Genomic DNA, 26492 nt, shown 5'->3' on the forward strand with positions numbered 1-26492 from the left:
CGCCTTCATTCGCCGTGCGGCGCATCGGCTAACGCCGTGGCGAGCACCTCCAGGTCTGCCTCGGTGGTGTCGACGTGCGGTGAGATCCGCAGCACCGGCACGGTCAGCTCCAGCGGTGCGCGTTCGACTCCGGCTGCGGTGGTGACGATCCCGCGCTCGGTGATCAGCCAGGCCTGCACCGCCACCGGATCAGTACCCGAGGGCGGTACCAAGGTGGTGATGGCGCTCGGCTCGTCGATCGGTTCCACCACCCGCCAGCCGGGTAGCTGAGCCAGCACCCGTCGGCTCCGGGCACCCACGCCGGCCAGCGCAGCACGAACCGCGACCGGCCCGGCCGCCAAGTGTTCCCCCAGCGCAACGGAGAACCCCAGCTGCGCAGCGACGTTGACGTCACCGGCCTCCGGTCCGGACGCCGACAGTTCGGCCAACGCCGGCCGCAGCGCCAGCGCCCCCACACCGCGCGGCCCGGCAAGCCACTTGCGTGACGACGAATAGACGGCATCGGCGCCCACGGCGCAGTCGATCTGGCCCAGGGCCTGCGCCGCGTCGACAACCAGTGGAACGCCGAGCCCGCGGCAGATATCCGCCAGCTGCGCCAAAGGCTGCACCAGCCCGCGGTGACTGCCGACCGGGGTCAGGTGCACCAGGCTCGGCGGGTCGGCCGCTAGTGCAGTCGCCGCATCGTCGAGCACCAGGCGGCCGGTGTCGTCCACCGGTAGCAGCCGCCAGCTGAACCCGTGCGCCGCCATCACCGCCAGATTCGGGCCGTACTCGCCGGGCAGACAGGCCAAGGTGCGCTGCGCCCCCGGCCATCGGGACAGCAGCAGATCCAGCGCATTTCGCGAGCCGGTGGTGAACACCACGTCGGCATCGGCCATGCCGGTCAAGACCGCGAATGCCGCCCGCCCGGCGTCGAGTACCGGCGCGGCCGCCTCGGCGGCCACGTAGCCACCGACCTCGGCTTCGTGACGGGCATGGCGGGCCGCGGCGTCCAGTGCCGCGTAGCTCTGCCGTGAGCAGGCCGCACTGTCCAGGTGCAGCCCGGCGACCGGTGGGCGCGCGGCGCGCCAGCTGTCGGCGAGACTCATTTGATGGCGAGCGACAGGCCGAAATCGCCTGCCGCATCGGTCCACCACCGTCGACGGCGCAGACCCGCGGCGGCCAGTTCTTCTGCCACCTGCTCCGGCCGGAATTTGCAGGACACCTCGGTCAGCATCTCCTCACCGGCGGCGAAATCGACAGCCAGATCCAGCGCACCGACCACGACATGCTGGGCACGACGGGCCCGCAGCCACATCTCGATGCGCTGTTCCGCCGAATTCCAGCGCGCCACATGGGCGAACTCGTCCAGATCGAAGTCGGCATCGAGTTCACGATTCACCACCGCGAGCACGTTACGGTTGAACGCCGCGGTCACCCCGGCCGCATCGTCGTAGGCACGCACCAGTCTGCCGGTGTCCTTGACCAGATCGGTGCCCAACAACAGACCATCACCGTCGTGCATGACTGCGGCGAGGTCGGCCAGGAAATCGGCACGGGGACCCGGCGTCAGGTTACCGATGGTCGACCCCAGAAACACGAAAAGTCGCCGGCCACCGTCGGGGATCTGCCCCAGATGGTGCTCGAAGTCGCCGCAGACACCGTCCACTCGCACGCCGGGATAGTCACCGGCAATCGCCTCCCCCGCCGTTTCCAGCACCCCGGCGTCCACGTCGAACGGGATGAATCGGCGCAACGTCCCGGCGTCCCGCAGCGCATCGAGCAGCATCCGGGTCTTTTCCGAGGTGCCACTGCCCAGTTCCACCAGGGTGTCCGCACCCGACAGCGCCGCCACCTCGCCCGAATGGACTCGCAGGATCTCCGCCTCGGCGCGGGTCGGGTAATACTCGGGCAGCCGGGTGATCCGGTCGAACAGCTCACTGCCGACATCGTCGTAGAACCACTTGGGCGGCAAAGACTTCGGATGCTGCGCCAGCCCGTGGCGGACATCGGCCCGCAGCGCGGTGCGCGCCGCGTCGGCGGCCAGGTGATTGGCGATGGTGACCCCCGTCATCGGGTCACGCCCAAGGCGGTGACACGGACCTCTCCGTCGTGCGCATCCACCAGGTGACAATCCGGGATATCCACCCAGCGCGGGTCGTCGTCGTAGGGCTCGCTGGCCAACACCACACCATCGGCACCGTGCAACATCGACAAGGTATCTCCCCAGGTCGTCGCCAACATCCGGGAACCGTTGGCGGCCACTATGTTCAGTCGCGCTTGCGGATCGGCCGCACCGATCTCGGCGATCACCTCGCCCAGCGATTCCACCCCGCGGGCAAAGATCGTCGCGGCCAGTACGGCACTGTCACACACCGATTCGGCACGATCGGTGGCGGTCAGGACTTGGCGGTTCACCACGCCGTTGTGCGAGAGCAGCCAACTGCCGTCGGTGAACGGCGCGGTGGCGCTGGCCTCGATGGGCATCCCGACGGTGGCCGAACGCACCGCGGCCACCACGCAGTGGCTGGCCAGCACCGGGGCGATCGAGGCGAACGACCCGTCGCTCCACAGCGGTGCGGCGCTGCGCCATCGGCGAGGGACCCCGCCGTGGGAGGCATCGAAAAATCCTGCGCCCCAACCGTCTGCGTTGAGCAACCCGTGCTGCTGCCGGCGCGGAGCATAGGACTGCACCAGCAGCCCCTGTGGCGGTTCCAGCATCAGCTCGGCCAATGACCGCGGCCGGCCCAGCCAGCCCAGGTGCCGGCACATCAGGCGTCCCAGGCCAGTCGGACGCCGGCGAAGATCTGCCGCCGATAGGGGTGGTCCCAGTTACGAAAGCTCGGCCGCAGGATCTCGCGGGCGACCGCCCACGAACCGCCGCGCAGCACCCGGTAGTCGCCGCCGAAGAACGGCTCCGAATAGCGTTGGTAGATCATCGGCGAGAAGCCCGGCCACGGCTGCAGGGGCGAACTCGTCCACTCCCAGACATCGCCGAGGAGTTGTTGCGCGCCATAGGCCGACGCCCCGTCCGGGTAGGCCCCGACCGGCGCCGGCCGCAGCGCCGCGCCGCCGAGGTTGGCCACCTCGGCCGACGGTTCGGCGCCGCCCCAGGGGTAGCGGCGTCGCGCCCCCCTGACCGGATCCCAGGCGCAGGCCTTCTCCCATTCGATCTCGGTGGGCAGCCGGGCGCCGGCCCATTCCGCGTATGCCTGCGCCTCGAAATAACTGATGTGCTGCACCGGCTCGTCGTCGGGAAGATCCTCGGCGTGGCCGAATCGGACCCGGGATCGATGATCGGGGCCCCAGAACTCCGGCGCCGTCAACCCGGCCTGCACACAGTGGCGCCAACCGCGTTCGCTCCACCATCGAGGTTGCCGGTAGCCGCCGTCGTCGATGAACGCCCGCCATTCGCGGTTGGTCACCGGCACCCGGCCGATCCGGAACGCCGGCACATCGACGTGGTGCGCGGGGCGCTCGTTGTCGAGCGAGAAGGGCTCATCACTGGCATCGACGCCGAGCACGAATTCACCGCCCGGTACCAGCACCGAGGTTCCTGCCAGCTCGGGCCGCCCGGCGGGCAGGCCGTCGCCCACGCCGAGCAGCGGCGGGCCGGCACGTAGGTTCAGCGCCTGCAGCATGGTCTCGTCGTGCTGGTGTTCATGGCTGAGCACCAAGCCGAACACGAACCCGTCCCCCGGCCGATCGGGCAGGGTCTGCAGCTTGTCGAAAACCTTGGAACGCACGGTGGCGCAATACTTCCGGGCCTGATCGGGCGCCAACAGCGGTAGGTCGACGCGGCTGGCCCGGGGGTGAATGAAGGCGTCGTAGAGGCCCTCGACATCGGCCGGCAGCATGCCGGGGCGCACCGGGTCCCCGTCGCGCAACAGCCACAGTTCCTCCTGCTGACCGATATGAGCCAGGTCCCACACCAGTGGGCTCATCAGCGGGTCGTACTGGCGGTGCAGCTCGGCGTCGTCGAAATCGACGAGCGCCAGCGTGCGCTGCCGCGCCCGACTCAGGTCGCGGGCCAATATTTCGGATGTGGTCATAACTGTCTGCGCGCCAATCGAGTCACCATCGCCGTGGCGTCGGACCGGGACACTTCATCGGTGACGTCGTCGGCCGGGCAACGCCCTCGTTCGACCATGCCGACCAGCCGGTCCATCCCGTCACGCAAGGATGCCGGTGCCCGGTCTGCGACCAGTCCAACACAGCGCCCGGCCGCCGCATGCAGCCGTGGGTCGGCCAGGCCGGTCCGGGCGGCGACGTCCCAGGCGGTAGCGACGGGGGCGACTGCGTCGGCGGCACTGTCGGCGACGACCGGGTCGTCGAGCAGGGAGGCCAAGGTGAAAACCAATGCCGGCCAAAGGGTGTCGTCGACACTGTCGAGGTAGCGGATCTCCAGCCATCCGCGTGGCCGCACCGGCGGAAACAATGTGGTCAGGTGGTAGTCGAGGTCTTTGGTCCCGGCGCGGCGGTCGCCGAGCCGCACCCGCCCGTCGGCCCAGGCGGCGAACGGCACGTAGCGGCTGACCGGAATCGCTTCGGGAGTGTGCACCAGCATGACGGGCGCTTTGAGCGCGTACCGCGCCCAGTCGGTGGCGGGGTCGGTGCCGTCCAGGCCGAGGACGGGCCCGCAGCGAGCCGAGTCCAGCCGGCTCCACACCCGCTGCCGGGTGGAACGCCAGCCGGAGAACTCCCCGGCCAGCAGTGGGGAGTTCGCGGCGATCGCGACCATCGTCGGGCCCAGCGCGTGGGCCAGCCGGACACGGTCGGCCCAACCGGAACGTGTACCGGCATCCAGATTGAGCTGGACCGACGCCGTCGATGTCATCATCGCCGCACCCGCCGAACCGGTGTGGCTGGCGGCGAAGAACTGCTCCATGGCCGCGTAACGCTCGCCGGGGTTGACCCGCTCCGTGGGCCGCAGCGGGTCGGCGCCCAGCTGTACCAACCCCAGGCCGGCGTCGGCGAACGCCGCCCGCAGCACCGCCTGATCGGCCGCCATCGCGTCGATCGCGGCGAGGGCATCGGTCAGCGGCGGGCCGGAGAGCTCCACGGCGCCGCCGGGTTCGACCGTGACGACACTGCCGCCCGGCAAGGCCGGCAGGGACCGCAGCACGTCACCGATCTCGGCCCAGCCGGGCCGGCGGTGCGGGTCGGTCGGGTCGAAGCAGTGTGCCTCGATCTCCAAACCCACCCGGCCGTGCGGGGCGTCGGTGAGGCATCGTTCGGCGATGTAGTCGGCGGCGTCGGCGGCACCGGACAGCTCGGGGCCGCCCAGGCAAGACTCATCTCCGCGGGACAGTTGCGTCGCCGCGGCGAACCCCATATCAACCCCTCCGCCCGTCGATCTTCCCGACGCTACCGGAGAGGGGCGACAAGCGGACCGGTGATTACTGACCTAGGGAGTTCTGCATCGCCCCTGCCAGCACGTTCACCGCGGGGCCGGCGTTACCGGTCTGGCAGACCTTGGCCTGCAGCAAGACGTTGGCCCGCAGCCGGGACTGGTTGAAACAGCGCCGGTCGGTGCCGGCCTCCTGCTTGGTCCAGGCCGCGTCCGTCGCCGTGGCCGGCCCGCCGCTGAACTCCCACACCTGGGTGGCTCCGGTGTCCAGATGCATCGCGGTGGTGCGGCCCGAGCAGCCGCCGGTCCGGTCGACGACACGGTGGAATGCCGCGGCGGCAGCATCGTTGGTGGCGAACACCCCCACCGCCTGCTTGACGAAGTGGCCCTGATCGGTGGCCGAGGTCTGGGTGACGGCGCTGTTGAACGACGCCAGGTCGGGATCGTTGTAGACCTCGGGTAGTCCGATATCGGCCCAGTTGTTGCATGCCGGGTCGTCGACCCAGTAGGCCTGGAACGGCTGGCCGGAGACGGCTTCGAAGCCCATCGGGGCGCCGACGATGTTGCCGACCGATCCCTTCGGCAGCACCGCGTAGGAGACCACGCCGGGTTCCGACGGTCCGGCGGCGGCGACCGGAGCGACCGCTGCACCGGCAGCGGCCAGTCCCAGTCCCAGTCCCACCAGCAGGATCGCGGAGGCCCGCCGCCCGTCAGGCAAGGTTGGCCCGCACCCCGGCCTCCACCGCTCGACCCAGATCCGGGTCGACGTTGCGCCAGTACTCGAACACCCGGGACAGCACCGGCTCGGTGACGCCGGCCGACACATGCCCAATAATATTGGCAGCCAACCGCTTCCGCGCATCGTCATCGAGGACATCGCGGACCAGTGTCCCGGCCTGGCTGAAGTCGTCGTCGTCGGGGCGCAGCGTGTAGGCGGCGCGCACCATGTCTCCGTCGGCGTGCCAGCGGACTTCGGCGGCTCTGGCCGGGTCGGCCTTGGGTCCGCCCATCGAGTTCGGCGCGTACACCGGGTCCGTCGCATTGACGAACCGCATGGCGCCATCCTTGGAATAGCTGTGCACCTCGGATTTCGGTGCGTTGACCGGCAATTGGCTGTAGTTCGTCCCGATCCGGGCACGATGGGCGTCGGCATAGGAGAACCCTCGAGCCAGCAGCATCTTGTCCGGGCTCAAACCGGTGCCCGGCACCATGTTGTTGGGCTGGAACGCCGCCTGCTCGATCTCACTGTGATAGTCGCTGACATTGCGGTCCAGGGTCAGCTTGCCGACGTCGATCAGCGGGTAATCGGCGTGCGGCCACACCTTGGTGAGGTCAAACGGGTTGTAGCGGTAGGTCTTTGCCTCCTCGAACGGCATGATCTGCATCTTGAGTGTCCAACTCGGATACTCACCGCGTTCGATCGCTTCGTAGAGGTCGCGCTGGTGGTAGTCGGCATCGACGCCGGCCAAACGGTCGGCCTCATCCTGGGCGAGAAACTCCACGCCCTGGTCGCTGATGAAGTGGTACTTGACCCAGAAGATCTCTCCGGCGGCGTTGATCCAGCTGTAGGTGTGACTGGAGTAGCCGTTCATGTGGCGCCAGTTCTTCGGGATGCCCCGGTCCCCCATCAGCCAGGTGACCTGGTGAGCTGACTCCGGTGTGAGGCTCCAGAAGTCCCACTGCATGTTGTGGTCGCGCAGATTGCTGGCCGCGCGCCGCTTCTGGGAGCGGATGAAGTGTTGGAACTTCAACGGATCACGCATGAAGAAGACCGGGGTGTTGTTGCCAACCAAGTCGAAGTTGCCCTCCGACGTGTAGAACTTCGTCGCGAAACCACGCGGATCCCGCCAGGTGTCGGGGCTGCCGCGCTCGCCGGCGACGGTGGAGAACCTCGTGAGCGTCTCGGTCTTGGCGCCCGGCGCAAACACCGCGGCCCTGGTGTACTTGGTGACGTCCGCGGTGACCTCGAAGTGCCCAAATGCCCCACCGCCCTTGGCGTGCGGCTGACGTTCGGGGGTGCGCTCCCGGTTGAACATCGCCATCTGTTCGATCAGATAGTGGTCCTGCAACAGGATGGGGCCATCCGGGCCGAGCGTCAGCGATTCACCGTCGCTGGGCGCCGGGATTCCGGCATCGGTGGTGGTGTGGTGCTCGGTCATCTGCTTGTCTCCCCTTGCGCTCAAGAGCTTGTGAATCAACGCGTTTGACTCAGGCCGCCGACAAGTGTGCGGTTACCTACTGCTGACATGGCACGTCGCGCAGGAACCGCACACTCGGCAGCTTTGGAAAGGATCAGCGGTGCGGCGGCGCCGACGGCGGAGGTGGCGGCGACGGCGGAGGTGGCGGCGGTGCGGGTGGCCCGCCGGGACCGCCGGGACCGTTACCCGGGCCGGCCGGCCGGTATCCCGGCCACTCCGGGCCCTCGCCGGGACCGCCGGGACCGAAACCGGGCCCACCCGGCCCGAAGCCGGGGCCCATCGGCGGACCGTGATGCATCATGCACGGTCCGTGGTGGTGCCCGTACCAACCGCCGCCGCTGAGGTACACACCGGTGCCGAAGATGACGGCGGCGACGAAGACGGTTCCGGCGACGATCACCACCCAGGCGGCGGCTTGGTAGAGCCGGTTCGGCGGCGGTGGTGGCGGAGGAGGCGGTGGGGTGGAAACTGGCGACTCGCTCATACCGATCAATCATGCCCCACAACGACGCCGGCCGCCGCCCTTCGGGAGGGGCGGCGGCCGGTTGCTCGTGGCCGGACCGGGTTACCGGCCGGGTGGGGGCGGCGGTGCCTGGGTGCTCACCGAGGGTGGCAGCTCACCGGGTCCTCGCTGGTCCGGGCCGGGTCCCATCGGCCCCGGGCCGCGGTGGTGGCCCTTGTGGAACATCGCGTGTTGGCCGTGATGCCCGTGATGTCCGTGGCAGTGGTGTCCGCCGGGGCCGCCGCGGCTGACCCAGACGCCGGCGAAGAAGATCGACGAGACGATGAAGACGATGCCGGCGACGATCGCGACCCAGGCCGCGAGCCGGTACAGCCAGTAGGGCTTGGGCTCACCCGGCGGTGCCGGTGGGGTAGTTGTGGTGTCAGGTGTTTCGCTCATACAAGGCATCTTGCCGGGGGCAACACCCGGCGCCGCTAGGTCTTGGCTATGCATCAGCTATGAGCCGAAGCGCCGGCCAGGCGGCGGCAGCGGCAACATGGCTGCGGACTTCCTGGCCGGGCTGTGGCACTTGTTCAGCTGACCGACCAGGGCTTGAACGGGTTCACTGCGAACTGGATCACCCGATAGGGCGCGCGGTCACGCGGCTGGGTGTTCCATTGGCTGACGAACACCCGCAGCTCATCAAGGGTCGATCCCGGCGAGATGTAGCCGCCGTAGGGCTGGGCCAGCCGGTTGTCGTACGGCGACGGCAGGGTCTCGACGGGCACCGGCGGATCGGGCCATTCGGCGTGCTGCACCACCGTGGTTACCGGGGCGGTGCCCAGCCCGGTCGGTTCGTAGGCCACCCGCACCTCCATGTTCCCGGTGGTGCCGTTGAAGTAGGACAGCACTGGCCTGCCGTCGATCTGGCGCAGGCTGAGCTCGCCGATCTGGTCATTCCACAGCGGCGTGGGCGTGTGCCCCCAGCCCGCGGTGGCCGACCAGCCCTGCCAGGCCGACCGGTCCGTGAACTTGGCCGGCGCGACCCGGTACAGCGTCACCGACGCGCTGCGGTCAAAGTTGTTGGCCACCACATACACCCAGCCGCTGGCGGAGTCCGGGGTCGGAATCGGGTCGTAGTAACCACTGATCTGCGACTGACCGTGATCCTGGTAGGACGCGGGCCGCACCGATCCCGGCACCGTCTGCCAACCCGGTTGCGCCGGATCGGCTTTCACCAACCGTGAGCTTTGCGGCACCAACATCTTGGCGGTGGTCACCATCAGATAGTTGGTCCGGTTGATCGAGACGATTCCGGCCGGAAGCTGCGTAGTGCCCGCCGGCCCCGGGTCGGCCAACAGCGGCCGGTCCACCCCGAGCACCCCGGTGTAGCGCACCCCGTCGGAGTCGTCGACCGAATCTGGGTCCAGCCGCAGCGCAATCGGCGAATACCAGCCGCCGTACCCGACGCCCTGGCCGGCGAAGCTGTCCCCGCAGATCTGCAGCACCGCGGTGGGGAACTCCATGAACTCACACAGGTCGGTGGCACCGATACCGTAATCACCGGTAGGCGTTCCGGTTCCGGCGCTGGGCCCGATCCGCACCACCTGGCCTTCGGCCAGTGGCCACAGCACCGGACGTGGAATGGGCGCGGGCGGCTCGGCGTGCGCCACCCCAGGCAGAGCCAACAGCAGCGCCATCACCGCCGCCCCCGCCGAGCGTGTATTCACTGCGAAATTTTCAACGATTCTTCGCAGTGGTTGCACGTTCGGCGCATTGAGGAGGGGTTGGACGATTAAGATCCAGCCAACAGCTCGGCGATCTGAATGGTGTTGAGCGCCGCACCTTTACGCAGGTTGTCCCCGGAGACAAACAGCGCCAAGCCGCGCCCGTCGGGAGCACCCGGATCAACCCGAATTCGGCCCACCAGCGAGTCGTCGGCGCCGGCGGCAGCCAACGGAGTCGGCACGTCGGTCAGCGTCACACCCGGGGCGTCCGCCAGGATCTCGGCGGCCCGCTGCGGCGACAGCGGCCGAGCGAACTCGGCGTTGATCGACAGCGAGTGCCCGGTGAACACCGGCACGCGAACACACGTGCCGCTCACCAAAAGCTCTGGCACACCCAGGATCTTGCGGCTCTCGTAGCGCAGCTTCTGGTCCTCGTCGGTCTCGCCCGAGCCGTCGTCGACCAGCGAGCCCGCCAGCGCGACCACGTTGAACGCGATCGGTGCGACGTACTTGTCCGGCGCCGGGAAATCCACCGCACTACCGTCGTGCACCAGCTGCTCGGCGCCGTCGACGACCGCACGGACCTGCGTCGCCAGCTCCTGCACGCCGGCCAGCCCGCTACCCGAAACCGCCTGGTAGGTCGAGACGATCAGCCGGGTCAGGCCGGCCTCGTCGTGCAGCGGCTTGAGCACCGGCATCGCCGCCATCGTGGTGCAGTTCGGGTTGGCGATGATGCCCTTGGCCAACTGTTTCCCGCGCACGTCGCGGTCGAAGTTCACCTCCGAGACCACCAGCGGGACATCGGGATCCTTGCGCCACGCCGAGGAGTTGTCGATCACCGTGACCCCGGCGGCGGCGAACCGCGGCGCCTGCACCCGCGACATCGTCGCCCCGGCGGAGAACACCGCGATGTCCAGCCCGGACGGGTCCGCGGTCTCGGCGTCCTCGACCTCGATCTCGGCGCCGCGGAATTCCAGCTTGCGCCCGGCCGACCGCGCCGAGGCGAAGAACCGCACCTGCTCGGCCGGGAAGTTGCGCTCCTCCAGCAGGGTGCGCATCACCTGGCCGACCTGGCCGGTCGCACCGACCACACCGATGGAAACCATTTAGCGCCCCGTCCCGCCGTAGACCGTGGCCGCCTCGTCGGTGCCGAGGCCGAACGCCTCGTGCAGCGAAACGACGGCCTTGTCCAGATCATCTTCGGCGCACAGCACCGAGATTCGAATCTCGGAGGTGGAGATCAGGTCGATGTTGACCCCGTTGTCGGCCAGCGTCTCGCAGAAGGTGGCCGTCACGCCCGGGTGGCTGCGCATCCCGGCGCCGATCAGCGACACCTTGCCCACCTTGGCGTCGTAGAGGACCTCGGTAAAGCCGATCTCGCCCTTGAGCGACTCCAACTTGGCCACCGCGGCCGGCCCGTTGTCGCGCGGGCAGGTGAAGGTGATGTCGGTCTTGCCGTCCTCGATCTTCGAGACGTTCTGCAACACCATGTCGATGTTGATGTCGGCGTCGGCGACGGCGCGGAAGATCTTGGCCGCGTAGCCAGGCAGGTCGGGGATGCCGACCACGGTCACCTTGGCTTCGCTGCGGTCGTGAGCGACTCCGGTCAGGATGGCGTCTTCCATGGGGATGTCCTTGATCGATCCGGAAACGATGGTGCCGGGCTTGTCCGAGTAGGAGGACCGGACGTGGATGGGCAGGTGGTAGCGGCGGGCGTACTCCACGCAGCGCAGCATGAGCACCTTGGCGCCGCACGCGGCCAGTTCGAGCATCTCCTCGAAGGTGACGGTGTCCAGGCGCTTGGCGTTGGGCACGATGCGCGGGTCGGCGCTGAAGATGCCGTCGACGTCGGTGTAGATCTCGCAGACGTCGGCCTTCAGCGCCGCGGCCAGCGCGACCGCGGTGGTGTCCGAGCCGCCCCGGCCCAAGGTGGTGACGTCCTTGGTGTCCTGGCTGACGCCCTGGAAGCCGGCGACCAGCACCACCTGGTCTTCGCCGAGCGCGGCCTGCAGCCGGCCCGGGGTGACGTCGATGATCTTGGCCTTGCCGTGCGCACCGGTGGTGATGACCCCGGCCTGCGATCCGGTGAACGAGCGGGCGTTGCAGCCCAACTCCTCGACGGCCATCGCGACCAGGGCGTTGGAGATCCGCTCTCCAGCGGTCAGCAACATGTCCAGTTCACGGGCCGGCGGAGCAGAACACACCTGCTGCGCAAGGTCCAGAAGGTCATCGGTGGTGTCGCCCATCGCCGAGCAGACCACCACGACCTCGTTACCAGCTCTTTTGGTCTCGACGATGCGCTCGGCGACCCGGCGGACCCGGTCGGCGTCGGCCACCGACGATCCGCCGTATTTCTGCACGACGAGCGCCACGGTCGTCCTTTCCGCCGATCTGACTGATCGGGCCTCTACAAGAACCTCAACAAGGATAGGGGAAGGACTTCGCGGGTTCACTCGGCCTCCGGGGCGAGGACGTGCGAGGACATCGCGCTGCGGCCGCTGGATCGGCGTGTAAGCTTCTCCACGTGCAGCGCGTGCTCCTGCTCGGACGCCGCGACGGGGTCTGACCAGGACCGGCTCCCCGTCGCGGGTTTCGCCGATGCGCCGGTTCTTGAGTCCACTGGACAAGTCCCTGACAAGCCGGAGCGAAAATCGTGACTACCTATTCCAGCCCTTCTCACCCGGACGCCTTCACGTCCACCCGTGCTATCACCACACCCGCGGGGCCTCCCAACCCCGGCCAGCCCGCCTGGAACCCGCAGCGCGGCTCGGCAATGCCGGTAAACCGGTACCGCAGCTTCGCCGATGAGGTCGAACCCGTCACGCTGGCCGACCGCACCTGGCCCGACCGTGTCATCGAACGCGCCCCGCTGTGGTGCGCGGTCGACCTGCGCGACGGCAACCAGGCGCTGATCGACCCGATGAGCCCGGCCCGCAAGCGCCGCATGTTCGACCTGCTGGTGGCCATGGGCTACAAGGAGATCGAGGTCGGCTTCCCGTCGGCTAGCCAGACCGACTTCGACTTCGTCCGCGAGATCATCGAGCAGGGCGCCGTGCCCGACGACGTCACCCTGCAGGTGCTGACCCAGTGCCGCGACGAGCTGATCGAGCGCACCTTCGAAGCCTGCGCGGGCGCCAAGAGCGTGATCGTGCACTTCTACAACTCGACGTCGGTGCTGCAGCGCCGGGTGGTGTTCCGCGCCGACCAGGCGGCGGTGCAGGCCATCGCGGTGGCCGGGGCACGCAAGTGCCTGGCGGAGCAGGCCAAGTACCCGGACACCCGGTGGCGCTACGAGTACTCGCCGGAGTCCTACACAGGAACCGAACTGGAGTACGCCAAGGCGGTCTGCGATGCGGTCGGTGACGTCATCGAGCCGACGCCGGACAATCCGATCATCTTCAACCTGCCGGCCACCGTGGAGATGGCGACCCCGAACGTCTACGCCGACTCGATCGAGTGGATGAGCCGCAACCTGAAGCGACGCGACTGCGTGATCCTGAGCCTGCACCCGCACAACGACCGCGGCACCGCCGTGGCCGCCGCGGAACTGGGCTATCAGGCCGGCGCCGACCGGATCGAGGGCTGCCTGTTCGGCAACGGCGAACGCACCGGCAACGTCTGCCTGGTGACGCTGGGGCTGAACCTGTTCTCCCGCGGCGTGGACCCGCAGATCGACTTCTCCAACATCGATGAGATCCGCCGGACCGTCGAGTACTGCAACCAGCTGAACGTGCCCGAGCGTCACCCCTACGGCGGCGACCTGGTCTATACCGCGTTCTCCGGCAGCCACCAGGACGCCATCAACAAGGGCCTGGACCAGATGAAGATCGATGCGGACGCGGCCGACTCCGACGTCGACGACATGCTCTGGCAGGTGCCCTACCTGCCGATCGACCCCCGCGACGTGGGCCGTACCTACGAAGCGGTGATCCGGGTCAACTCGCAGTCCGGCAAGGGCGGCGTGGCGTATGTGATGAAGACCGACCACGGCCTGGTGCTGCCGCGCCGGCTGCAGATCGAGTTCTCGCGGGTGATCCAGCAACTGACCGACGGCGAGGGCGGCGAGGTCACGCCGAAGGAGATGTGGGACGCCTTCGCCGACGAGTACCTGAACCCGATCCGGCCGCTGGAGCGCATGCACCAGAAGCTGCTGGCCGCCGAGACCGACGACGGCACCGACCGCATCGAGGCCACCGTCTTGGTCGACGGAGTAGAGACCGAGATCACCGGCTCCGGCAACGGCCCGCTGGCCGCGTTCGTCGACGCGCTGAGCCAGGTCGGTGTCCAGGTCCACGTGCTGGACTACTCCGAGCACGCGATGAGCGCCGGCGAGGAGGCCCAGGCCGCGGCGTACGTGGAGGCCCGCGTGACGATCGCGAGCGCGGCGGAGCCGGGCGAAGCGGGTCGGCACGCAGAAGGCACAGCCGGCGACAACACGGTCTGGGGTGTCGGGATCGCACCATCGATCACCACCGCATCGCTGCGGGCGGTGGTCTCAGCGGTGAACAGGGCGGCCCGGCTCGGCTGACGCGACCTACGGGGGGCAGGCATGACGCGAGTGACGCGATGTCCGGGGATGACAACCCGCTGCTGAGGGCTGCCGCCGACCGGATGGCATTCCTCGAGTTCGGCAGGCCAAGCGTCGCGGGAGTCTCCGACCTGATTGTCGCTTCCTGGGAGCGCAGCCGGGACGCCGGTGTGGATGCCGTCCGCCCGATCAGCACGTTCACCGATGAGATCGACACCGATTCGCTGTTGGCGCGCTGCGCGCGTCCAGTGCTGGAGCAGTTGGGCGACGACACCTCCGCCGCCGACCTGCCGCTGGCCATCGGCCTGAGCGACCGGAAGGTGCGCGTCGTCCAACGCATCGACTCCTCGTCGACGGCCACCCGCCTGTTCGACCGGGTCCAGTACGCGCCCGGATTCGACTTCTCGGAGGCGGCCGTGGGCACCAACGGGGCCGGAACCGTCTTCGAGTCGGGCCAGCCCGTCAGCGTCGTCGGCCCGGAGCACTACAGCGAGAGCCTGGAGAACTTCGCCGCCTGTGGCGCCCCGATCCTCGACCCGGTCACCGGCCGCGTCGAAGGCGTCGTGGCAATCGCGACCTTGACCAAGGCGTGGAACCCCATCATGCACGTTCTGGTCAAGAACGCCGCGAAGGAGATCAGCCGCAACCTGCTGCTGGACCGCAGCCAGACGCAACAGGCCGTCTTCGACGCCTACCTGCGTGTCACGGCCCGGTCGGCCCGCGCGGCGGTGTTCGCCTTCGGTGCCGCGCTGCTGATCGCCAGCCCCGCCGCCCAGCAGATGTTCGACGCCGGGGAACAGCAGGTGCTCCGCGATCACGCGACGTTCCTGCTGGCCCGCAGGGAACGCGCCAGCGACACCGTCGTCCTGCCGAGCAGCCAACGCATCGTGCGCATTCGCGGAACCCGCGTCTTCGCCGGTAGCGAAGTCGCCGGCATGCTGGTGATCGCCGAACCGGCGACCTCTGGTCGCGCCGGATCGGCGGGGGCCGCCGCTGAGCCCGGCGTTGTCCCACTCGGGTTGACCACGCTGTTCGGCTCGCAGAAACCCCTGGCCGGCGGTCGCTCCCCGGCATGGGTGCGGGCCTGCGACGAACTACGCGAGGCGCTGGAGAGCCAAACGCCGGTACTGCTGGTCGGCGAATCCGGAGTAGGCAAGTTCACTCTGGCGACGCAGCTTTTTCAATCGGTCCATCCCGGCGCTCGCAGCATTACCGTCGACGCCGAACAGCTTGCGGCACACGGTGCGGCCGGCCCACCACCTAGCGGTCCGGGTGGACCCGCGTTGCACATCGCGCGTGACATCGATCAGTCCAGCCCGGCCGGCATCGCAGCGCTGAACGCCTACTTCACTGCGGTCGAATCGCTCGCCTTACCCGGCTGGGTCGTCGCGACGGTGTCGCAGGACCCGTCGAGCTCAACACAATCCACGCCGGAGTTCGGTGAGCTGCTGAGCCACTTTCATGCCGCCATCACCGTGCCGCCGCTGCGATACCGCACCGATGATCTGCCGGGCATCGCCGCCGCCCTGCTGCGCGGGATCGCACCGGAACGCAAAGTGCGGCTCAGCCCGGGAGCGCACCGGCTCATCAGCCGATATCCGTGGCCCGGCAACATCACTCAGCTGCGGGCGGCCTTGGTGCATGCGCTACGCCAGCGTCAGATCGGTGAGATCGCCGACACCGACCTGCCCGGATACTGCCAGAGCGTCGCCCGCCGGGCCTTGACTCAGCTCGAAGGCATCGAACGAGACGCGATCGTCGCAGCCCTACGACAGGCCGGCGGCAATCGGGCGGCTGCCGCGACGCAACTGGGGATGTCGCGGTCGAGCCTGTACCGGAAGCTCAAGACCTACGGGATCACCACGTAGTCGTCGATCGCATCGGGAACCGTCATCCAATCAGTCGCCTCACGGATGTACTGGCCGATCTGGCGCAACGACCGGTTGGCCTCCGGCACCATCGGGCCGGCGATCTGAAACACGTGCATCTGGCCCGGCCACACCCGCAGCTGGACCGGGACGCCGACACCGGCCAAGCTCTGCGCAACCAGCTTGGCGTCCTGCAACATGACCTCGGAGCCGGAGACGTGGATCAGGGTGGGGCACATCCCGGGTTCAATGTGATCCAGTGGTTCGAAGACCTCCTCGCGCGTGCCGTCGGTGCGGCGCGCGGTGGCATGAGTGACCAGCTCGACCAGCGCGTCGAAGGCCTTGGCCGGGAACATCGCATCGGTGCCGCTGTTGGAGTGCGTACGCCGAGATGCCTTGGCGATCTGGGTCAGCGGCGACAAGCAGACCAGGGCCGCGGGTTGCTCGGCCTCATCCAGGAGCCGTCGGGCCAGCGCGAGAGCCAGGTAGCCGCCGGCGGAGTCACCGGCCACCACGATCTGGTCCGGCGCATATCCCTGACGACGCAGCCACTGATAGCCCTCATAGCAGTCGTCGATCGCCGCCCCGATCGAGTGGGTGGGGATCTTGCGGTAGTTGACCGCCAACGCGGGGCTGTCCGCGTACTTCGACAGCGTGGTGATCAGCCGGTCGTGGGTGTTGACGCCACACGTCAAGAAGGCGCCACCGTGCAGGTACAGCACGACGCGCCCGGTGCCATCCGCCGGCAGCACGCCGGCGGCGCGGACCAACCGTGCCGTGCAGTGCGGCAACCGAATCGTGTGGCGAACGCTGCCCGGGGCGGAGGGGACGACCCGGGCAGCGTGGTCCACCAGGCCCCAGGGCCATGGCGCCTTCGGCAGCTGACTGCCGATGGCCAGGATGGGCCAGATGCTGAGGCGGGCGGCGAGCCCGACGAGTTGGCCGGCGAGGCTGGGACCGTTCTCCACGACCTCGTCCGGCATCGCAGAATCCCGCCGGCGACCCGGGGTCGACGCGCCTCGACGAGCCCGGCCCAGCAGCGGGGTCACGTCGGCGGTTACCCGGTCTTCGCGCACAGCGGTGGTCATCGCTGGACCGCCGATGACGCCAAATGTTTCGTCACGGTTAACAGCATGGCGTTAGCCGTTCACCTGTCGATGTCCCAAATTGGGACACTCAACGCGCCGGGAGAGCCCCTAGAACAGCGAGATCTGATCTCCGGCGACCCCGGTGTCGACGAATTCCTCGATGCCGGTGCCTCCGACGACGCCGCCGATCCCGCCGACATACGCCATGAAGTCGGAGTCGGAGACCATCGGCACGCCCAGCTCGCGCGCCAGGTAGCCCTTGCCCTGCTCAGGGCGGTCCTCGTTGCAGATCACCAGTGACGTGTGGGCGTCGACGACGTCACTGTAGGCCAGCCCGGCGTGCAGAATGCGTTCGACGAGCTCCTCATGGGTGCGGGTGCACTCCGCCGACAACGCCACCCGCATGCCCTGCACCAGCGGGCGTCCCCGCACGTAGCGGCCCGGGTTGAGGTAGGCGCACGGCATCCGCGACGCCAGCGCCTTCAGCGGCCGCAGCTCCTCGTGGGTGATCCGCCCGTTGGGCCAACGCCGCCGGGTCACCGGCCGCACCGGCAACCACACGTCGCGCTCGCGGGCGCGCTGCAGCGCAGGCTCGAGCACCCCGGCCAGCACCCGCGCGTCATCGAGTGCGTCGTGCGCGCGGGTCTGGGCGACGCCCCAATGTGCGGCCAGCGTCTGCAACCGCAAGTTGGGCAGGCCCAGGTCCAACCGTCGCGCAAGCTCCAGGGTGCACATCACCGAATCGACGGGCAGTACCGCCCCGGCCATCTCCGCTTCGGCGGCCAGAAACGTGTAGTCGAATGCCACATTGTGGGCCACCAGGGTGCGTCCCGGCAGCAGCGCGACCACCTCGTCGACGACATCGGCGAACTGCGGCTGTCCGGCCAGCATCTCCACGGTCAGCCCGTGCACGTGCGTGGGCCCGGGGTCGATGCCCGGGTTGACCAGGTGCGATACCGCTTGCTCCACCCGACCGTCGGCGTCCAGTGCTAACGCAGCGACGCTGAGCACCCGCGCCTGCCCGGGCCGAAACCCCGACGTCTCGACGTCGACCACGACCCAGCCGTCGCCGGGTTCGCGGGCCGGGCGGCCCCACCGAGCACTCATGTGACGAGGATGGCATGCCGGTGTGACCGATCCGGGTCGCGACCGCCCGTGTCGCCGCCTTAAACCTCCGCAGGCGACCCGCTTCGCCCGGCGCACGCACCGCGCTCGCGGTCGCCTTAAACTCACCGCCATGATCACCGCCCGAGGACGCCTGGCGCTGGCCGCCGGAGCGAGTGCCCGGTGGGCGTCGCGCGTGACGGGCCGCGGTGCCGGCGCGATGATCGGCGGTCTGATCGCGATGGCCCTCGACCGATCGATCCTGCGTCAGCTCGGCGCTGGGCGACGCTCCGCGATCGTCACCGGCACCAACGGCAAGTCGACCACCACCCGGATGCTCGCGGCCGCGCTGAGCGACCTGGGCGCGGTGGCCACCAACTCCGAGGGCGCCAATATGGACGCCGGGCTGGTGGCGGCGCTGGCCGCCGACCGGACCGCGCCCCTGGCGGCGCTCGAGGTTGACGAGATGCACGTCCCGCACGTCTTGGACGCAGTAAATGCCGCGGTAGTCGTTTTGCTCAACCTGTCCCGGGACCAGCTGGACCGGGTCGGCGAGATCAATGCCGTGGAGCGCGCGCTGCGCACCGGCCTGGCCCGCCATCCGCAGACGGTGGTCGTCGCCAACTGCGACGACGTGCTGATGACTTCGGCCGCCTACGACTGCCCCAACGTGGTCTGGGTGGCCGCCCGCGCCGGCTGGTCGGGCGACTCGGTCAGTTGCCCGCGCAGCGGCGAGGTGATCGACCGCCACGAGGACCACTGGCGCTCCACCGGCAGCGAGTTCAGCCGGCCCACCCCGCAGTGGTGGTTCGACGACGATTCGCTCTACGGGCCGGACGGGCTGGTGCTACCGATGCGGCTGGCCCTGCCCGGCACCGTCAATCGGGGCAACGCCGCCCAGGCCGTCGCCGCCGCCGTGGCCCTAGGCGCCGATCCGGCCAAAGCCGTGGCCGCGGTCTCCGCCGTCGACGAGGTGGCCGGACGCTACCGCAGCGTGCAGGTCGGCGACCACACGGTGCGGATGCTGCTGGCCAAGAACCCGGCCGGCTGGCAGGAGGCGCTGTCGATGGTCGACAAGCACGCCGCCGGGGTGGTGATCGCCGTCAACGGTCAGGTGCCCGACGGCGAAGACCTGTCCTGGCTGTGGGATGTGCGCTTCGAGCACTTCGAAGGTGTTCATGTGGTGGCCGCCGGGGAGCGCGGAACCGACCTGGCGGTGCGGCTGGGCTACGCCGGGGTGCAGCACACCCTGGTCCACGACACCCTCGCCGCGATCGCATCCTGCCCGCCCGGGCCGGTCGAGGTGGTGGCCAACTACACCGCGTTCCTGCAATTGCAGCGGAGGTTGGCATGACCGTGCGGATCGGGCTGGTGCTGCCCGACGTGATGGGCACCTACGGTGACGGCGGCAATGCGGTGGTGCTGCGGCAGCGACTGCTGCTGCGCGGGATTCCCGCCGAGATCGTCGAGATCACCCTGGCCGAACCGGTGCCCGAGTCCTTGGACCTTTACACCCTGGGCGGCGCCGAGGACTACGCGCAGCGACTGGCCACCCGGCACCTGATCACCCACCCCGGTTTGCAGCGCGCGGCGGCGCGGGGAGCGCCCGTGCTGGCGATCTGCGCGGCCATCCAGGTGCTGGGGCACTGGTATGAGACCTCGGCCGGTGAGCGAGTCGAGGGGGTCGGGTTGCTCGACGTGACCACCTCTCCGCAGGAGTCGCGCACCATCGGCGAGGTGGTCGCCACGCCGCTGCTGGCGGGATTGTCGGCGCCCCTGACCGGCTTCGAGAACCACCGCGGCGGCACCGTGCTGGGGCCGGACGCCTCGCCGCTGAGCGCGGTCACCAAGGGCGCCGGCAACAAGGCCGGCGACGGCTACGACGGTGCGGTGCAGGGCAGCGTCGTCGCCACCTATCTGCACGGGCCATGCCTGGCCCGCAACCCGGAACTGGCCGACCTGCTGCTGTCGAAGGTGGTCGGCGAGCTGGCGCCCCTGGAACTGCCGGAAGTGGACGTGCTGCGCCGCGAACGGCTGGCTGCGCCCCGGCGGGTCTGACTACGGTCGGACCATGACCGATCAGAGCGCCCCGGATGCCCCGGATGCCCAAGTGGCCGAGGCCGCGATCGCAATCTCCCAGCGCCTCTACGATCGCCTAGCCGAGACCATCGGGGTCATCGAGGATCTCGTCGCCAAGGAGTCGCCGGACCTCACCAGCGACTCGTCGCTGCTGCAGCTGCTGCACGAGACCGTGTCGGCGAACGTCGACACATACTTCTCGGCGATCCGCCACAACATTCCGGTGGCCGATATCGCGGCACCGCCGGTCGCCCTGGAACACGCCCGCCGGCTGGCGCAGCGCGGGGTGCCGGTCAACGCGTTGGTGCGTGGCTACCGGCTGGGCCACTCGGTGGCGCTGCAATTGGTGCTGGCCGAGATCCGTTCCGCCGAACTGGATCCCGACCTGAGCCTGAGCGTGCTCGGCACCATGTCGGCACTCATGTTCGGCTATATCGACGAGATGTCGCAGCAGGTCTCAGCCGTCTACCAAGCCGAGCGGGAACGCTGGTTGGAGAGTCGAAATGCGGTGCGCGCGTTGCGGGTCCGCGACATCCTGGCCGACGATAGCCTGGATGTTGACGCGATGACGACCGCGATCCGTTACCCGCTGCGGCGCACCCATGCCGGGATCGTGGTGTGGTATCCCGATTCGGCCGGCGACCGACTGGCCGCCGCGGAGGGTTTTATCAAGCACCTCGCCGAGTCGCTGCCGGTGCACGGGGCACCGCTGTTCGTCCCCGCCGACAGCGCGTGCGGGTGGGCGTGGCTTCCGCTGCCCTCGGGAGCCGGAGACGATGTGGTGGAACAGATCCGCGCCTGCTCGCTCGCCGCGGAAGGTGAACCGTGGGTGGCGATCGGCGATCCGCTGCCCGGCGTCGAGGGTTTCCGCCGATCGCACCAGCAGGCCCTGGCGGCCCACGCCCTGGCGGTGGCCTCCGGCGCAACCGCGAACCGGGTCAGTGCGGCCGGCGACCCCGGACTGGCCGCGGCGGCGCTACTCGGCGGGGACAACCTGACCGCCGCGCGGGCCTGGGTCGCCGAGGTGCTCGGCCCGCTGGCCTACGCGACCGAGAGCGACGGCCGGCTGCGCGACACCCTGCGGGTGTTCCTGCGCACCGGATCCAGCTTCAAGGCGGCCGGCGAGCAACTCCATTTCCATGTCAACACCATGAAGTACCGGGTGCAGCGCGCGGTCGAGCGCCGCGGCCGCCCGATCACCGACGATCGCCTGGACGTCGAGATCGCCCTGCTGCTGTGTCAGTGGTACGGCGCTGCCGTGTTGTCTTCCGGGGACGAATAGCCGGCCGAATTACGGCCGCGCGGGACGAGCGGCGAGGCCGCGGCGCTACCTAACGTCAGGCACATCCGAAAACGTGGTGTGACCGAGGCGAGGGGTTGAACGCGATGAGCACCGAGATGGCCAGCGAACCGAAGCTCTGGCAGGACAAGAAGCGTCACCTGTGGCTGCTGGGCCTGGTGGTGCCCACCATGCTGTTCTTGATGTTGCCGCTGGTCTGGGCACTCAACCAGGCCGGCCTGCACACCGCCGCGCAGCTGCCGTTGTACATCGGGCCGATCCTGCTCTACGTGCTGCTGCCGGCACTGGACCTCTGGATCGGCGCCGACGGGCAGAACCCGCCGGACGAGGTGATGGCGGCGCTGGAGAACGACAAGTACTACCGCTACGCCACCTACGCCTACATCCCCTTCCAGTACGCCAGCGCCATCTTCGGCGCCTACCTGTTCACCGCCTCAGACCTGGGCTGGCTCGGCTTCGACGGGCCGCTGGGCTGGCTGGGCAAAATCGGGGTGGCGCTGACCACCGCGACCGTCGCCGGGGTCGGCATCAACACCGCCCACGAGCTGGGCCACAAGCGGGAGTCGCTGGAGCGCTGGCTGGCCAAGATCACCTTGGCCCAGGTCTGCTACGGCCACTTCTACGTCGAGCACAATCGGGGCCACCACGTCCGGGTGGCCACCCCCGAAGACCCGGCGTCGGCCCGCTTCGGCGAGACGTTCTGGGAGTTCTTGCCGCGCAGCACTTTCGGCGGCGTCCGGTCGGCATGGGAATTGGAGGCCCAGCGGGTCCGCCGGACCGGCAAGAACCCGTGGGACCCGCGGACCTGGGCGGACAACGACGTGATCAACGCGCTGGCCATGTCAGTGCTGTTCTGGGGCGTGCTGATCGCGGTGTTCGGCGTCGCGTTGTGGCCCTACGTGCTGATCAACGCCATCTACGGGTCGTCCTTGCTGGAGTCGGTGAACTACCTCGAGCACTACGGGCTGGTGCGCCAGAAGCAAGCCAGCGGCCGCTACGAGCGCTGCACACCGCAGCACAGCTGGAACTCCGACCACATGGTCACCAACCTGTTCCTCTACCACCTGCAGCGGCACAGCGACCACCACGCCAACCCCACCCGGCGCTACCAGACGCTGCGCAGCTTCGACGACTCGCCGAACCTGCCGGCCGGCTATGGGGCGCTGATCGGGGTGACCTACTTCCCGACGGTGTGGCGCAAGCTGATGGACCACCGGGTGCTCGAGCACTACGCCGGTGACATCACCCGGGCCAACATTCACCCGCGGGTGCGCGACAAGGTGCTGGCTCGCTACGGGGCGGCCGTCTGATGGCCGTTTACGGATGCCCGGGCTGCGGCTACCTCTACGACGAGGCCAACGGGGAACCCCGCGAGGGATTCCCGGCCGGCACGCCCTGGCAACAGATCCCCGACGACTGGACCTGCCCGGACTGCGCGGTACGCGAAAAGCTGGATTTCGAACCGATGGGAGTGACCTCATGAGCGACTACAAACTGTTCCGGTGTCTGCAGTGCGGCTTCGAATACGACGAGGCGCTGGGTTGGCCGGAGGACGGCATCGAGCCCGGCACCCGCTGGGCGGACATCCCCGAAGACTGGAGCTGCCCGGACTGCGGCGCAGCCAAGGCCGACTTCGAGATGGTGGAAGTGGCGCGGCCGTGAGCGGGGTGCTCATCGTCGGGGCGGGCCTGGCGGCCGTACGCACCGCCGAACAGCTTCGGCGCAACGGCTTTGGCGACCCGATCACGATCGTCGGCGCCGAAGAGCACCCGCCCTACGACCGGCCGCCGCTGTCCAAACAAATGCTGCGCGGCGAGGTGGATGATGTTGCCTTGAAACCGGCGAGTTTCTACCACGACAACGGCATCACGTTGCGCCTCGGTGTCCCGGCTCTGGGCATCGACGTCGCGGCGCACACCGTGGAGCTGGCCGACGGACAGCTGCTCGGCTACGACCAGCTGGTGATCGCCACCGGCCTGGTACCCAACCGCATCGCGGCGCTCGGCGACCGGGACGGCCTTTGCGTGCTGCGCTCGCTGGACGACTGTGTGGCGCTGCAGCGCCGGGCCGCGAGCGCACGCCGCGCCGTGGTGATCGGCGCCGGCTTCATCGGATGCGAGGTCGCCGCCAGCCTGCGCGGTCTGGGCGTGCAGGTGACGCTGGTGGAGCCGCAGCCGGCACCGCTGGCCGGCGTGCTGGGCGAGCAGGCCGGGGCGTTGATCGCCCGGCTGCACCACGATGAGGGCGTCGACGTGCGCACCGGCGTGGCAGTTGACTCCCTCGCCGGTGGCGACGGCGTCGAGTCGGTGACGCTGTCCGACGGCTCGGTGGTGACGGCCGATCTGGTGGTCGTGGGCATCGGGTCGAGGCCCGCCAGCGACTGGCTGACCGGCAGTGATGTCGACGTCGCCGACGGTGTGGTCTGCGACGCGGTCGGGCGCACCAGCGCTCCGGATGTGTGGGCGATCGGCGACGTGGCGTCCTGGCGGGATGCGGCCGGAACCCAGATCCGCGTCGAGCATTGGAGCAACGTCGCCGATCAGGCGCGGACCCTGGTGGCGGCGATGCTGAACCTGGAAGCGGTGGTGAGCCCGGGCGTGCCGTACTTCTGGAGCGACCAGTACGACGTCAAGATTCAGTGCCTGGGACGGCCCGGAGCCGGCGACACCGTGCACGTGGTCGACGATGACGGCCGCCGCTTCCTGGCCTACTACGAGCGTGACGGAGTGCTGGTCGCGGTGGTGGGCGCCGGTATCCCGGAGAAGGTGCGGACGGCCCGCGGCAAGATCGCCGCCGGGGTGGCGATCGCCGAGGTGTTGCAGCCGGCCTAGGGGGCTTTCGATCGCCAGCCGCGGGCGTGCAGCGCCTCGGTGACGCGGCGGACCGCCTCTTGGGGGTCGTCCTCGTTGATCACCTGGATGTTGATCCAGCCCAGGCGTTCCAGCCTGCGCTGGCGCTGGCGGTCTTTGACGTACTGGGCGCGGTCCTTCTGATGGTGTTCCCCGTCGTACTCGGCGGACACCTTGTAGTCCTCCCACCCCAGATCAAGCCAGGCGAACGGCCAGTAGCGGCGGTCGCACACCGGGATCTGGGTGGTCGGGGTGGGCAGTCCGGCGTCGATCAGTCGCAGCCGTAGCCAGGTCTCCTTGGGTGAAGCGGCGCCGGCGTCGACGAGCGGCAGCACCGTGCGCAGCCGTCGTGAACCCCGTGCACCTTTGTGGTGCTTGGCGATCAACAGCACGTCCTCGGTGCTGAACGGAGTGGCCCGGGCCAAGGCGTCGAGCCGGGCCAGCGCTTGGCCGCGGGGCAGGTGGCGAGCCAGGTCGTATGCGGTGCGGGCGGGGGTGGTGACCGGGATACCGGCAATTTTGGTGTTCTCGTCGTCGGCGAGGGTTTCGTCGCGGACGATCAGGCCCGCTTGCGGGCGGGTGTTGTGCGCGATGAGTTCAATGTCCACGTCGGCGTCGACCCACTCGGCCCCGTGCAGTGCCGAGGCGGCGACCCCGGCGATCACTCCTTTGCGCCCGGAGGCGAGCCAGGCTGCCGTCGTACGATCACGCAGGGTTGGCGTCGTGTCCTTGGGCAGATAGATCCCGCGAAAGACCGCGCGGTACCACCGCTGGAGTTCGTGACGGGTCAGGAAGCCCGCGGCGATCGCCTCGCTGCCGACGAAGACCCTTTCCATGGCGCGATGGTGCCCCCGGGCACCGGCACTTCCCCGAAACCGACGTTTTGCAGGCCTCTACTCGCACTTTCCCTGCAAAACGTCGGTTTCGAGGCAAAGGGGAACGTCAGGCCATGGCGCGGCGGCCGGTGAAGGCCCGGCCCAAAGTCAGCTCGTCAGCGAACTCCAGGTCGCCGCCCATCGGCAACCCGGACGCCAACCGCGTCACGCTGAGCCCGGGAATGTCGCGCAGCACCCGCACCAAATAGGTGGCGGTGGCCTCGCCCTCGGTGTTGGGGTCGGTGGCGATGATCACCTCGCTGACGTCCACCCCATCCACCCGCTCCCCGACCCGATTCAGCAGCTCACGCACCCGCAGCTGCTCGGGGCCGATCCCCGACAAGGGATCCAGCGCGCCGCCGAGCACGTGGTAGCGGCCGCGGAACTCCCGGGTGCGTTCGATAGCGGCGACGTCCTTGGGCTCCTCGACGACGCAGATCTGGGCGAAGTCGCGGCGCGGATCCCCGCAGATCCGGCACCGCTCCGCGTCGGAGACGTTGCCGCACACCTCGCAGAACCGCACCCCGTCGCGGACCTTGGTGAGCACCGCGGTAAGCCGGTCGATCTCCGGCGGCTCCACCGACAGCAGGTGAAACGCGATCCGCTGGGCGCTCTTGGGGCCGATGCCCGGCAGCTTGCCCAGCTCATCGATCAGGTCCTGAACCGGACCCTCAAACACCTAGGCTCCCGGCATGCCGAGCGCACCGCCCATGCCGCCGGCCAGCGGTGACAGCCGCTGCTGGGCCAGCGTGTGCGCCTTCTTCGAGGCGTCCGCGAGCGCTCCCACCAGCAAGTCCTGCAGGGTCTCGATGTCCTCGGGGTCGACGACCTTCGGGTCGATGTGCACCGCGAGCACCTCGCCGCTGCCGTTGGAGGTGACCTTGACCAGGCCGTTTCCGGCCTCCCCGTGCACCTCGGTGACGGCCAGCTCCTGCTGCGCCTGCAGCAGTCGCTGCTGCATCTGCTGAGCCTGGGCCAGCAACGCCGACATGTCGGGCGGGCCTCCTGGTTGCATGACACTCCCCTTGCGTTGTCGTGTGCGTGGTCTCGACTGGGTTGCGGCTTGGTTTCAGCTCCGAGACCCGGTGCGTGTGAGAATTCCAGC

Annotated in this window: 26 protein-coding genes; 9 read left to right on the forward strand and 17 right to left on the reverse strand. The window is 69.0% G+C overall.

Annotated features, from left to right (window positions below; genetic code table 11):
* Nucleotides 1-5: 5 nt before the first annotated feature.
* From egtE to ACKY0X_RS20940, 12 genes are all read right to left on the reverse strand, one after another.
* Nucleotides 6-1088 carry an ergothioneine biosynthesis PLP-dependent enzyme EgtE gene (egtE, locus tag ACKY0X_RS20885; RefSeq protein WP_409427540.1) on the reverse strand — a complete coding sequence of 361 codons (1083 nt, stop codon included), beginning with the start codon at nt 1086-1088 and terminating at the stop codon, nt 6-8.
* Nucleotides 1085-2053, reverse strand: coding sequence for an L-histidine N(alpha)-methyltransferase (gene egtD / locus ACKY0X_RS20890; protein WP_409427541.1), 969 nt, complete (start codon nt 2051-2053; stop codon nt 1085-1087). The genes egtE and egtD overlap by 4 nt, the downstream gene beginning before the upstream one ends.
* Nucleotides 2050-2751 (reverse strand): ergothioneine biosynthesis protein EgtC, encoded by a 702-nt coding sequence (egtC, locus tag ACKY0X_RS20895; RefSeq protein ID WP_409427542.1) that lies wholly within the window; start codon nt 2749-2751, stop codon nt 2050-2052. Before egtC ends, egtD begins: the two co-directional genes overlap by 4 nt.
* Nucleotides 2751-4031 (reverse strand): ergothioneine biosynthesis protein EgtB, encoded by a 1281-nt coding sequence (gene egtB, locus ACKY0X_RS20900; RefSeq protein WP_409427543.1) that lies wholly within the window; start codon nt 4029-4031, stop codon nt 2751-2753. Before egtB ends, egtC begins: the two co-directional genes overlap by 1 nt.
* Entirely contained in the window at nt 4028-5314 is a 1287-nt protein-coding gene (gene egtA / locus ACKY0X_RS20905) for an ergothioneine biosynthesis glutamate--cysteine ligase EgtA (RefSeq protein ID WP_409427544.1), read from the reverse strand. The genes egtB and egtA overlap by 4 nt, the downstream gene beginning before the upstream one ends.
* A 64-nt stretch (nt 5315-5378) precedes the next feature.
* Nucleotides 5379-6020, reverse strand: coding sequence for a sensor domain-containing protein (locus ACKY0X_RS20910; protein ID WP_409429724.1), 642 nt, complete (start codon nt 6018-6020; stop codon nt 5379-5381).
* Nucleotides 6021-6039: 19 nt separating this feature from the next.
* Nucleotides 6040-7488 (reverse strand): catalase, encoded by a 1449-nt coding sequence (locus tag ACKY0X_RS20915; protein WP_409427545.1) that lies wholly within the window; start codon nt 7486-7488, stop codon nt 6040-6042.
* 133 nt (nt 7489-7621) lie between these two features.
* Entirely contained in the window at nt 7622-8011 is a 390-nt protein-coding gene (locus ACKY0X_RS20920; protein WP_409427546.1) for a hypothetical protein, read from the reverse strand.
* Nucleotides 8012-8092: 81 nt separating this feature from the next.
* Nucleotides 8093-8428 carry a hypothetical protein gene (locus tag ACKY0X_RS20925; RefSeq protein WP_046282722.1) on the reverse strand — a complete coding sequence of 112 codons (336 nt, stop codon included), beginning with the start codon at nt 8426-8428 and terminating at the stop codon, nt 8093-8095.
* Nucleotides 8429-8562: 134 nt separating this feature from the next.
* Complete coding sequence (locus tag ACKY0X_RS20930; RefSeq protein ID WP_409429725.1) at nt 8563-9669, reverse strand: DUF4185 domain-containing protein; 1107 nt, start codon at nt 9667-9669, stop codon at nt 8563-8565.
* A gap of 95 nt (nt 9670-9764) precedes the next feature.
* On the reverse strand, nt 9765-10802 hold the full coding sequence (locus ACKY0X_RS20935) for an aspartate-semialdehyde dehydrogenase (RefSeq protein ID WP_409427547.1): 1038 nt from the start codon (nt 10800-10802) through the stop codon (nt 9765-9767).
* Entirely contained in the window at nt 10803-12068 is a 1266-nt protein-coding gene (locus tag ACKY0X_RS20940; RefSeq protein ID WP_046282719.1) for an aspartate kinase, read from the reverse strand.
* A gap of 281 nt (nt 12069-12349) precedes the next feature.
* On the opposite strand from ACKY0X_RS20940, the gene leuA reads away from it, so the two are divergent.
* A complete protein-coding gene (gene leuA, locus ACKY0X_RS20945; protein ID WP_409427548.1) occupies nt 12350-14224 on the forward strand; it encodes a 2-isopropylmalate synthase in 1875 nt (624 codons plus the stop codon).
* Between the two features lie 38 nt (nt 14225-14262).
* Nucleotides 14263-16092, forward strand: coding sequence for a sigma-54-dependent Fis family transcriptional regulator (locus ACKY0X_RS20950; RefSeq protein WP_409427549.1), 1830 nt, complete (start codon nt 14263-14265; stop codon nt 16090-16092).
* Here ACKY0X_RS20950 and ACKY0X_RS20955 read toward each other — a convergent pair.
* Together ACKY0X_RS20955 and ACKY0X_RS20960 are read right to left on the reverse strand one after the other, a co-directional pair.
* Nucleotides 16074-17075 (reverse strand): alpha/beta hydrolase fold domain-containing protein, encoded by a 1002-nt coding sequence (locus ACKY0X_RS20955; RefSeq protein WP_409429726.1) that lies wholly within the window; start codon nt 17073-17075, stop codon nt 16074-16076. The two genes, ACKY0X_RS20950 and ACKY0X_RS20955, sit on opposite strands and share 19 nt — an antisense overlap.
* 213 nt (nt 17076-17288) lie before the next feature.
* Nucleotides 17289-18287: a DEDDh family exonuclease gene (locus ACKY0X_RS20960; RefSeq protein ID WP_409427550.1), complete on the reverse strand. Its 999-nt coding sequence runs from the start codon at nt 18285-18287 to the stop codon at nt 17289-17291.
* 130 nt (nt 18288-18417) lie between these two features.
* Here ACKY0X_RS20960 and ACKY0X_RS20965 point away from each other — a divergent pair, with 130 nt between their 5' ends.
* From ACKY0X_RS20965 to ACKY0X_RS20995, 7 genes are all read left to right on the forward strand, one after another.
* On the forward strand, nt 18418-19638 hold the full coding sequence (locus ACKY0X_RS20965) for a MurT ligase domain-containing protein (RefSeq protein WP_409427551.1): 1221 nt from the start codon (nt 18418-18420) through the stop codon (nt 19636-19638).
* Nucleotides 19635-20342: a type 1 glutamine amidotransferase gene (locus tag ACKY0X_RS20970; protein WP_409427552.1), complete on the forward strand. Its 708-nt coding sequence runs from the start codon at nt 19635-19637 to the stop codon at nt 20340-20342. Before ACKY0X_RS20965 ends, ACKY0X_RS20970 begins: the two co-directional genes overlap by 4 nt.
* A 13-nt stretch (nt 20343-20355) precedes the next feature.
* The gene (locus ACKY0X_RS20975) at nt 20356-21645 is read left to right on the forward strand and encodes a PucR family transcriptional regulator (RefSeq protein WP_409427553.1); all 1290 of its coding nucleotides are present in this window, start codon (nt 20356-20358) and stop codon (nt 21643-21645) included.
* Nucleotides 21646-21749: 104 nt separating this feature from the next.
* Nucleotides 21750-22973 carry an alkane 1-monooxygenase gene (locus ACKY0X_RS20980; RefSeq protein ID WP_409427554.1) on the forward strand — a complete coding sequence of 408 codons (1224 nt, stop codon included), beginning with the start codon at nt 21750-21752 and terminating at the stop codon, nt 22971-22973.
* The gene (locus ACKY0X_RS20985; protein WP_065040202.1) at nt 22973-23146 is read left to right on the forward strand and encodes a rubredoxin; all 174 of its coding nucleotides are present in this window, start codon (nt 22973-22975) and stop codon (nt 23144-23146) included. Before ACKY0X_RS20980 ends, ACKY0X_RS20985 begins: the two co-directional genes overlap by 1 nt.
* On the forward strand, nt 23143-23325 hold the full coding sequence (locus tag ACKY0X_RS20990; protein ID WP_409427555.1) for a rubredoxin: 183 nt from the start codon (nt 23143-23145) through the stop codon (nt 23323-23325). The genes ACKY0X_RS20985 and ACKY0X_RS20990 overlap by 4 nt, the downstream gene beginning before the upstream one ends.
* The gene (locus tag ACKY0X_RS20995) at nt 23322-24494 is read left to right on the forward strand and encodes an NAD(P)/FAD-dependent oxidoreductase (RefSeq protein ID WP_409427556.1); all 1173 of its coding nucleotides are present in this window, start codon (nt 23322-23324) and stop codon (nt 24492-24494) included. The genes ACKY0X_RS20990 and ACKY0X_RS20995 overlap by 4 nt, the downstream gene beginning before the upstream one ends.
* Here ACKY0X_RS20995 and ACKY0X_RS21000 read toward each other — a convergent pair.
* From ACKY0X_RS21000 to ACKY0X_RS21010, 3 genes are all read right to left on the reverse strand, one after another.
* On the reverse strand, nt 24491-25348 hold the full coding sequence (locus ACKY0X_RS21000) for a hypothetical protein (RefSeq protein WP_409427557.1): 858 nt from the start codon (nt 25346-25348) through the stop codon (nt 24491-24493). The two genes, ACKY0X_RS20995 and ACKY0X_RS21000, sit on opposite strands and share 4 nt — an antisense overlap.
* Nucleotides 25349-25454: 106 nt before the next feature.
* The gene (gene recR, locus ACKY0X_RS21005) at nt 25455-26066 is read right to left on the reverse strand and encodes a recombination mediator RecR (RefSeq protein WP_024443030.1); all 612 of its coding nucleotides are present in this window, start codon (nt 26064-26066) and stop codon (nt 25455-25457) included.
* Nucleotides 26067-26402 carry a YbaB/EbfC family nucleoid-associated protein gene (locus tag ACKY0X_RS21010; RefSeq protein ID WP_024443029.1) on the reverse strand — a complete coding sequence of 112 codons (336 nt, stop codon included), beginning with the start codon at nt 26400-26402 and terminating at the stop codon, nt 26067-26069. It lies immediately after the preceding gene.
* Between the last annotated feature and the right edge of the window lie 90 nt (nt 26403-26492).

The sequence above is a fragment of the Mycobacterium sp. SMC-11 genome, assembly GCF_046250095.1.
GTDB classification, from domain to species: domain Bacteria; phylum Actinomycetota; class Actinomycetes; order Mycobacteriales; family Mycobacteriaceae; genus Mycobacterium; species Mycobacterium heraklionense_A.

Coding starts and splice junctions, on each gene's coding strand:
- egtC (WP_409427542.1), bottom strand. CDS start 2,751: ATGTGCCGGCACCTGGGCTGGCTGGGCCGGCCGCGGTCATTGGCCGAG.
- ACKY0X_RS20935 (WP_409427547.1), bottom strand. CDS start 10,802: ATGGTTTCCATCGGTGTGGTCGGTGCGACCGGCCAGGTCGGCCAGGTG.
- ACKY0X_RS20950 (WP_409427549.1), top strand. CDS start 14,263: ATGTCCGGGGATGACAACCCGCTGCTGAGGGCTGCCGCCGACCGGATG.
- ACKY0X_RS21010 (WP_024443029.1), bottom strand. CDS start 26,402: ATGCAACCAGGAGGCCCGCCCGACATGTCGGCGTTGCTGGCCCAGGCT.
- egtB (WP_409427543.1), bottom strand. CDS start 4,031: ATGACCACATCCGAAATATTGGCCCGCGACCTGAGTCGGGCGCGGCAG.
- ACKY0X_RS20980 (WP_409427554.1), top strand. CDS start 21,750: ATGAGCACCGAGATGGCCAGCGAACCGAAGCTCTGGCAGGACAAGAAG.
- ACKY0X_RS20975 (WP_409427553.1), top strand. CDS start 20,356: ATGACCGATCAGAGCGCCCCGGATGCCCCGGATGCCCAAGTGGCCGAG.
- ACKY0X_RS20925 (WP_046282722.1), bottom strand. CDS start 8,428: ATGAGCGAAACACCTGACACCACAACTACCCCACCGGCACCGCCGGGT.
- ACKY0X_RS20965 (WP_409427551.1), top strand. CDS start 18,418: ATGATCACCGCCCGAGGACGCCTGGCGCTGGCCGCCGGAGCGAGTGCC.
- ACKY0X_RS20990 (WP_409427555.1), top strand. CDS start 23,143: ATGAGCGACTACAAACTGTTCCGGTGTCTGCAGTGCGGCTTCGAATAC.
- ACKY0X_RS20970 (WP_409427552.1), top strand. CDS start 19,635: ATGACCGTGCGGATCGGGCTGGTGCTGCCCGACGTGATGGGCACCTAC.
- ACKY0X_RS20930 (WP_409429725.1), bottom strand. CDS start 9,669: ATGGCGCTGCTGTTGGCTCTGCCTGGGGTGGCGCACGCCGAGCCGCCC.
- ACKY0X_RS20915 (WP_409427545.1), bottom strand. CDS start 7,488: ATGACCGAGCACCACACCACCACCGATGCCGGAATCCCGGCGCCCAGC.
- egtE (WP_409427540.1), bottom strand. CDS start 1,088: ATGAGTCTCGCCGACAGCTGGCGCGCCGCGCGCCCACCGGTCGCCGGG.
- ACKY0X_RS21000 (WP_409427557.1), bottom strand. CDS start 25,348: ATGGAAAGGGTCTTCGTCGGCAGCGAGGCGATCGCCGCGGGCTTCCTG.
- egtD (WP_409427541.1), bottom strand. CDS start 2,053: ATGACGGGGGTCACCATCGCCAATCACCTGGCCGCCGACGCGGCGCGC.
- ACKY0X_RS20985 (WP_065040202.1), top strand. CDS start 22,973: ATGGCCGTTTACGGATGCCCGGGCTGCGGCTACCTCTACGACGAGGCC.
- egtA (WP_409427544.1), bottom strand. CDS start 5,314: ATGGGGTTCGCCGCGGCGACGCAACTGTCCCGCGGAGATGAGTCTTGC.
- ACKY0X_RS20955 (WP_409429726.1), bottom strand. CDS start 17,075: ATGCCGGACGAGGTCGTGGAGAACGGTCCCAGCCTCGCCGGCCAACTC.
- ACKY0X_RS20960 (WP_409427550.1), bottom strand. CDS start 18,287: ATGAGTGCTCGGTGGGGCCGCCCGGCCCGCGAACCCGGCGACGGCTGG.
- ACKY0X_RS20920 (WP_409427546.1), bottom strand. CDS start 8,011: ATGAGCGAGTCGCCAGTTTCCACCCCACCGCCTCCTCCGCCACCACCG.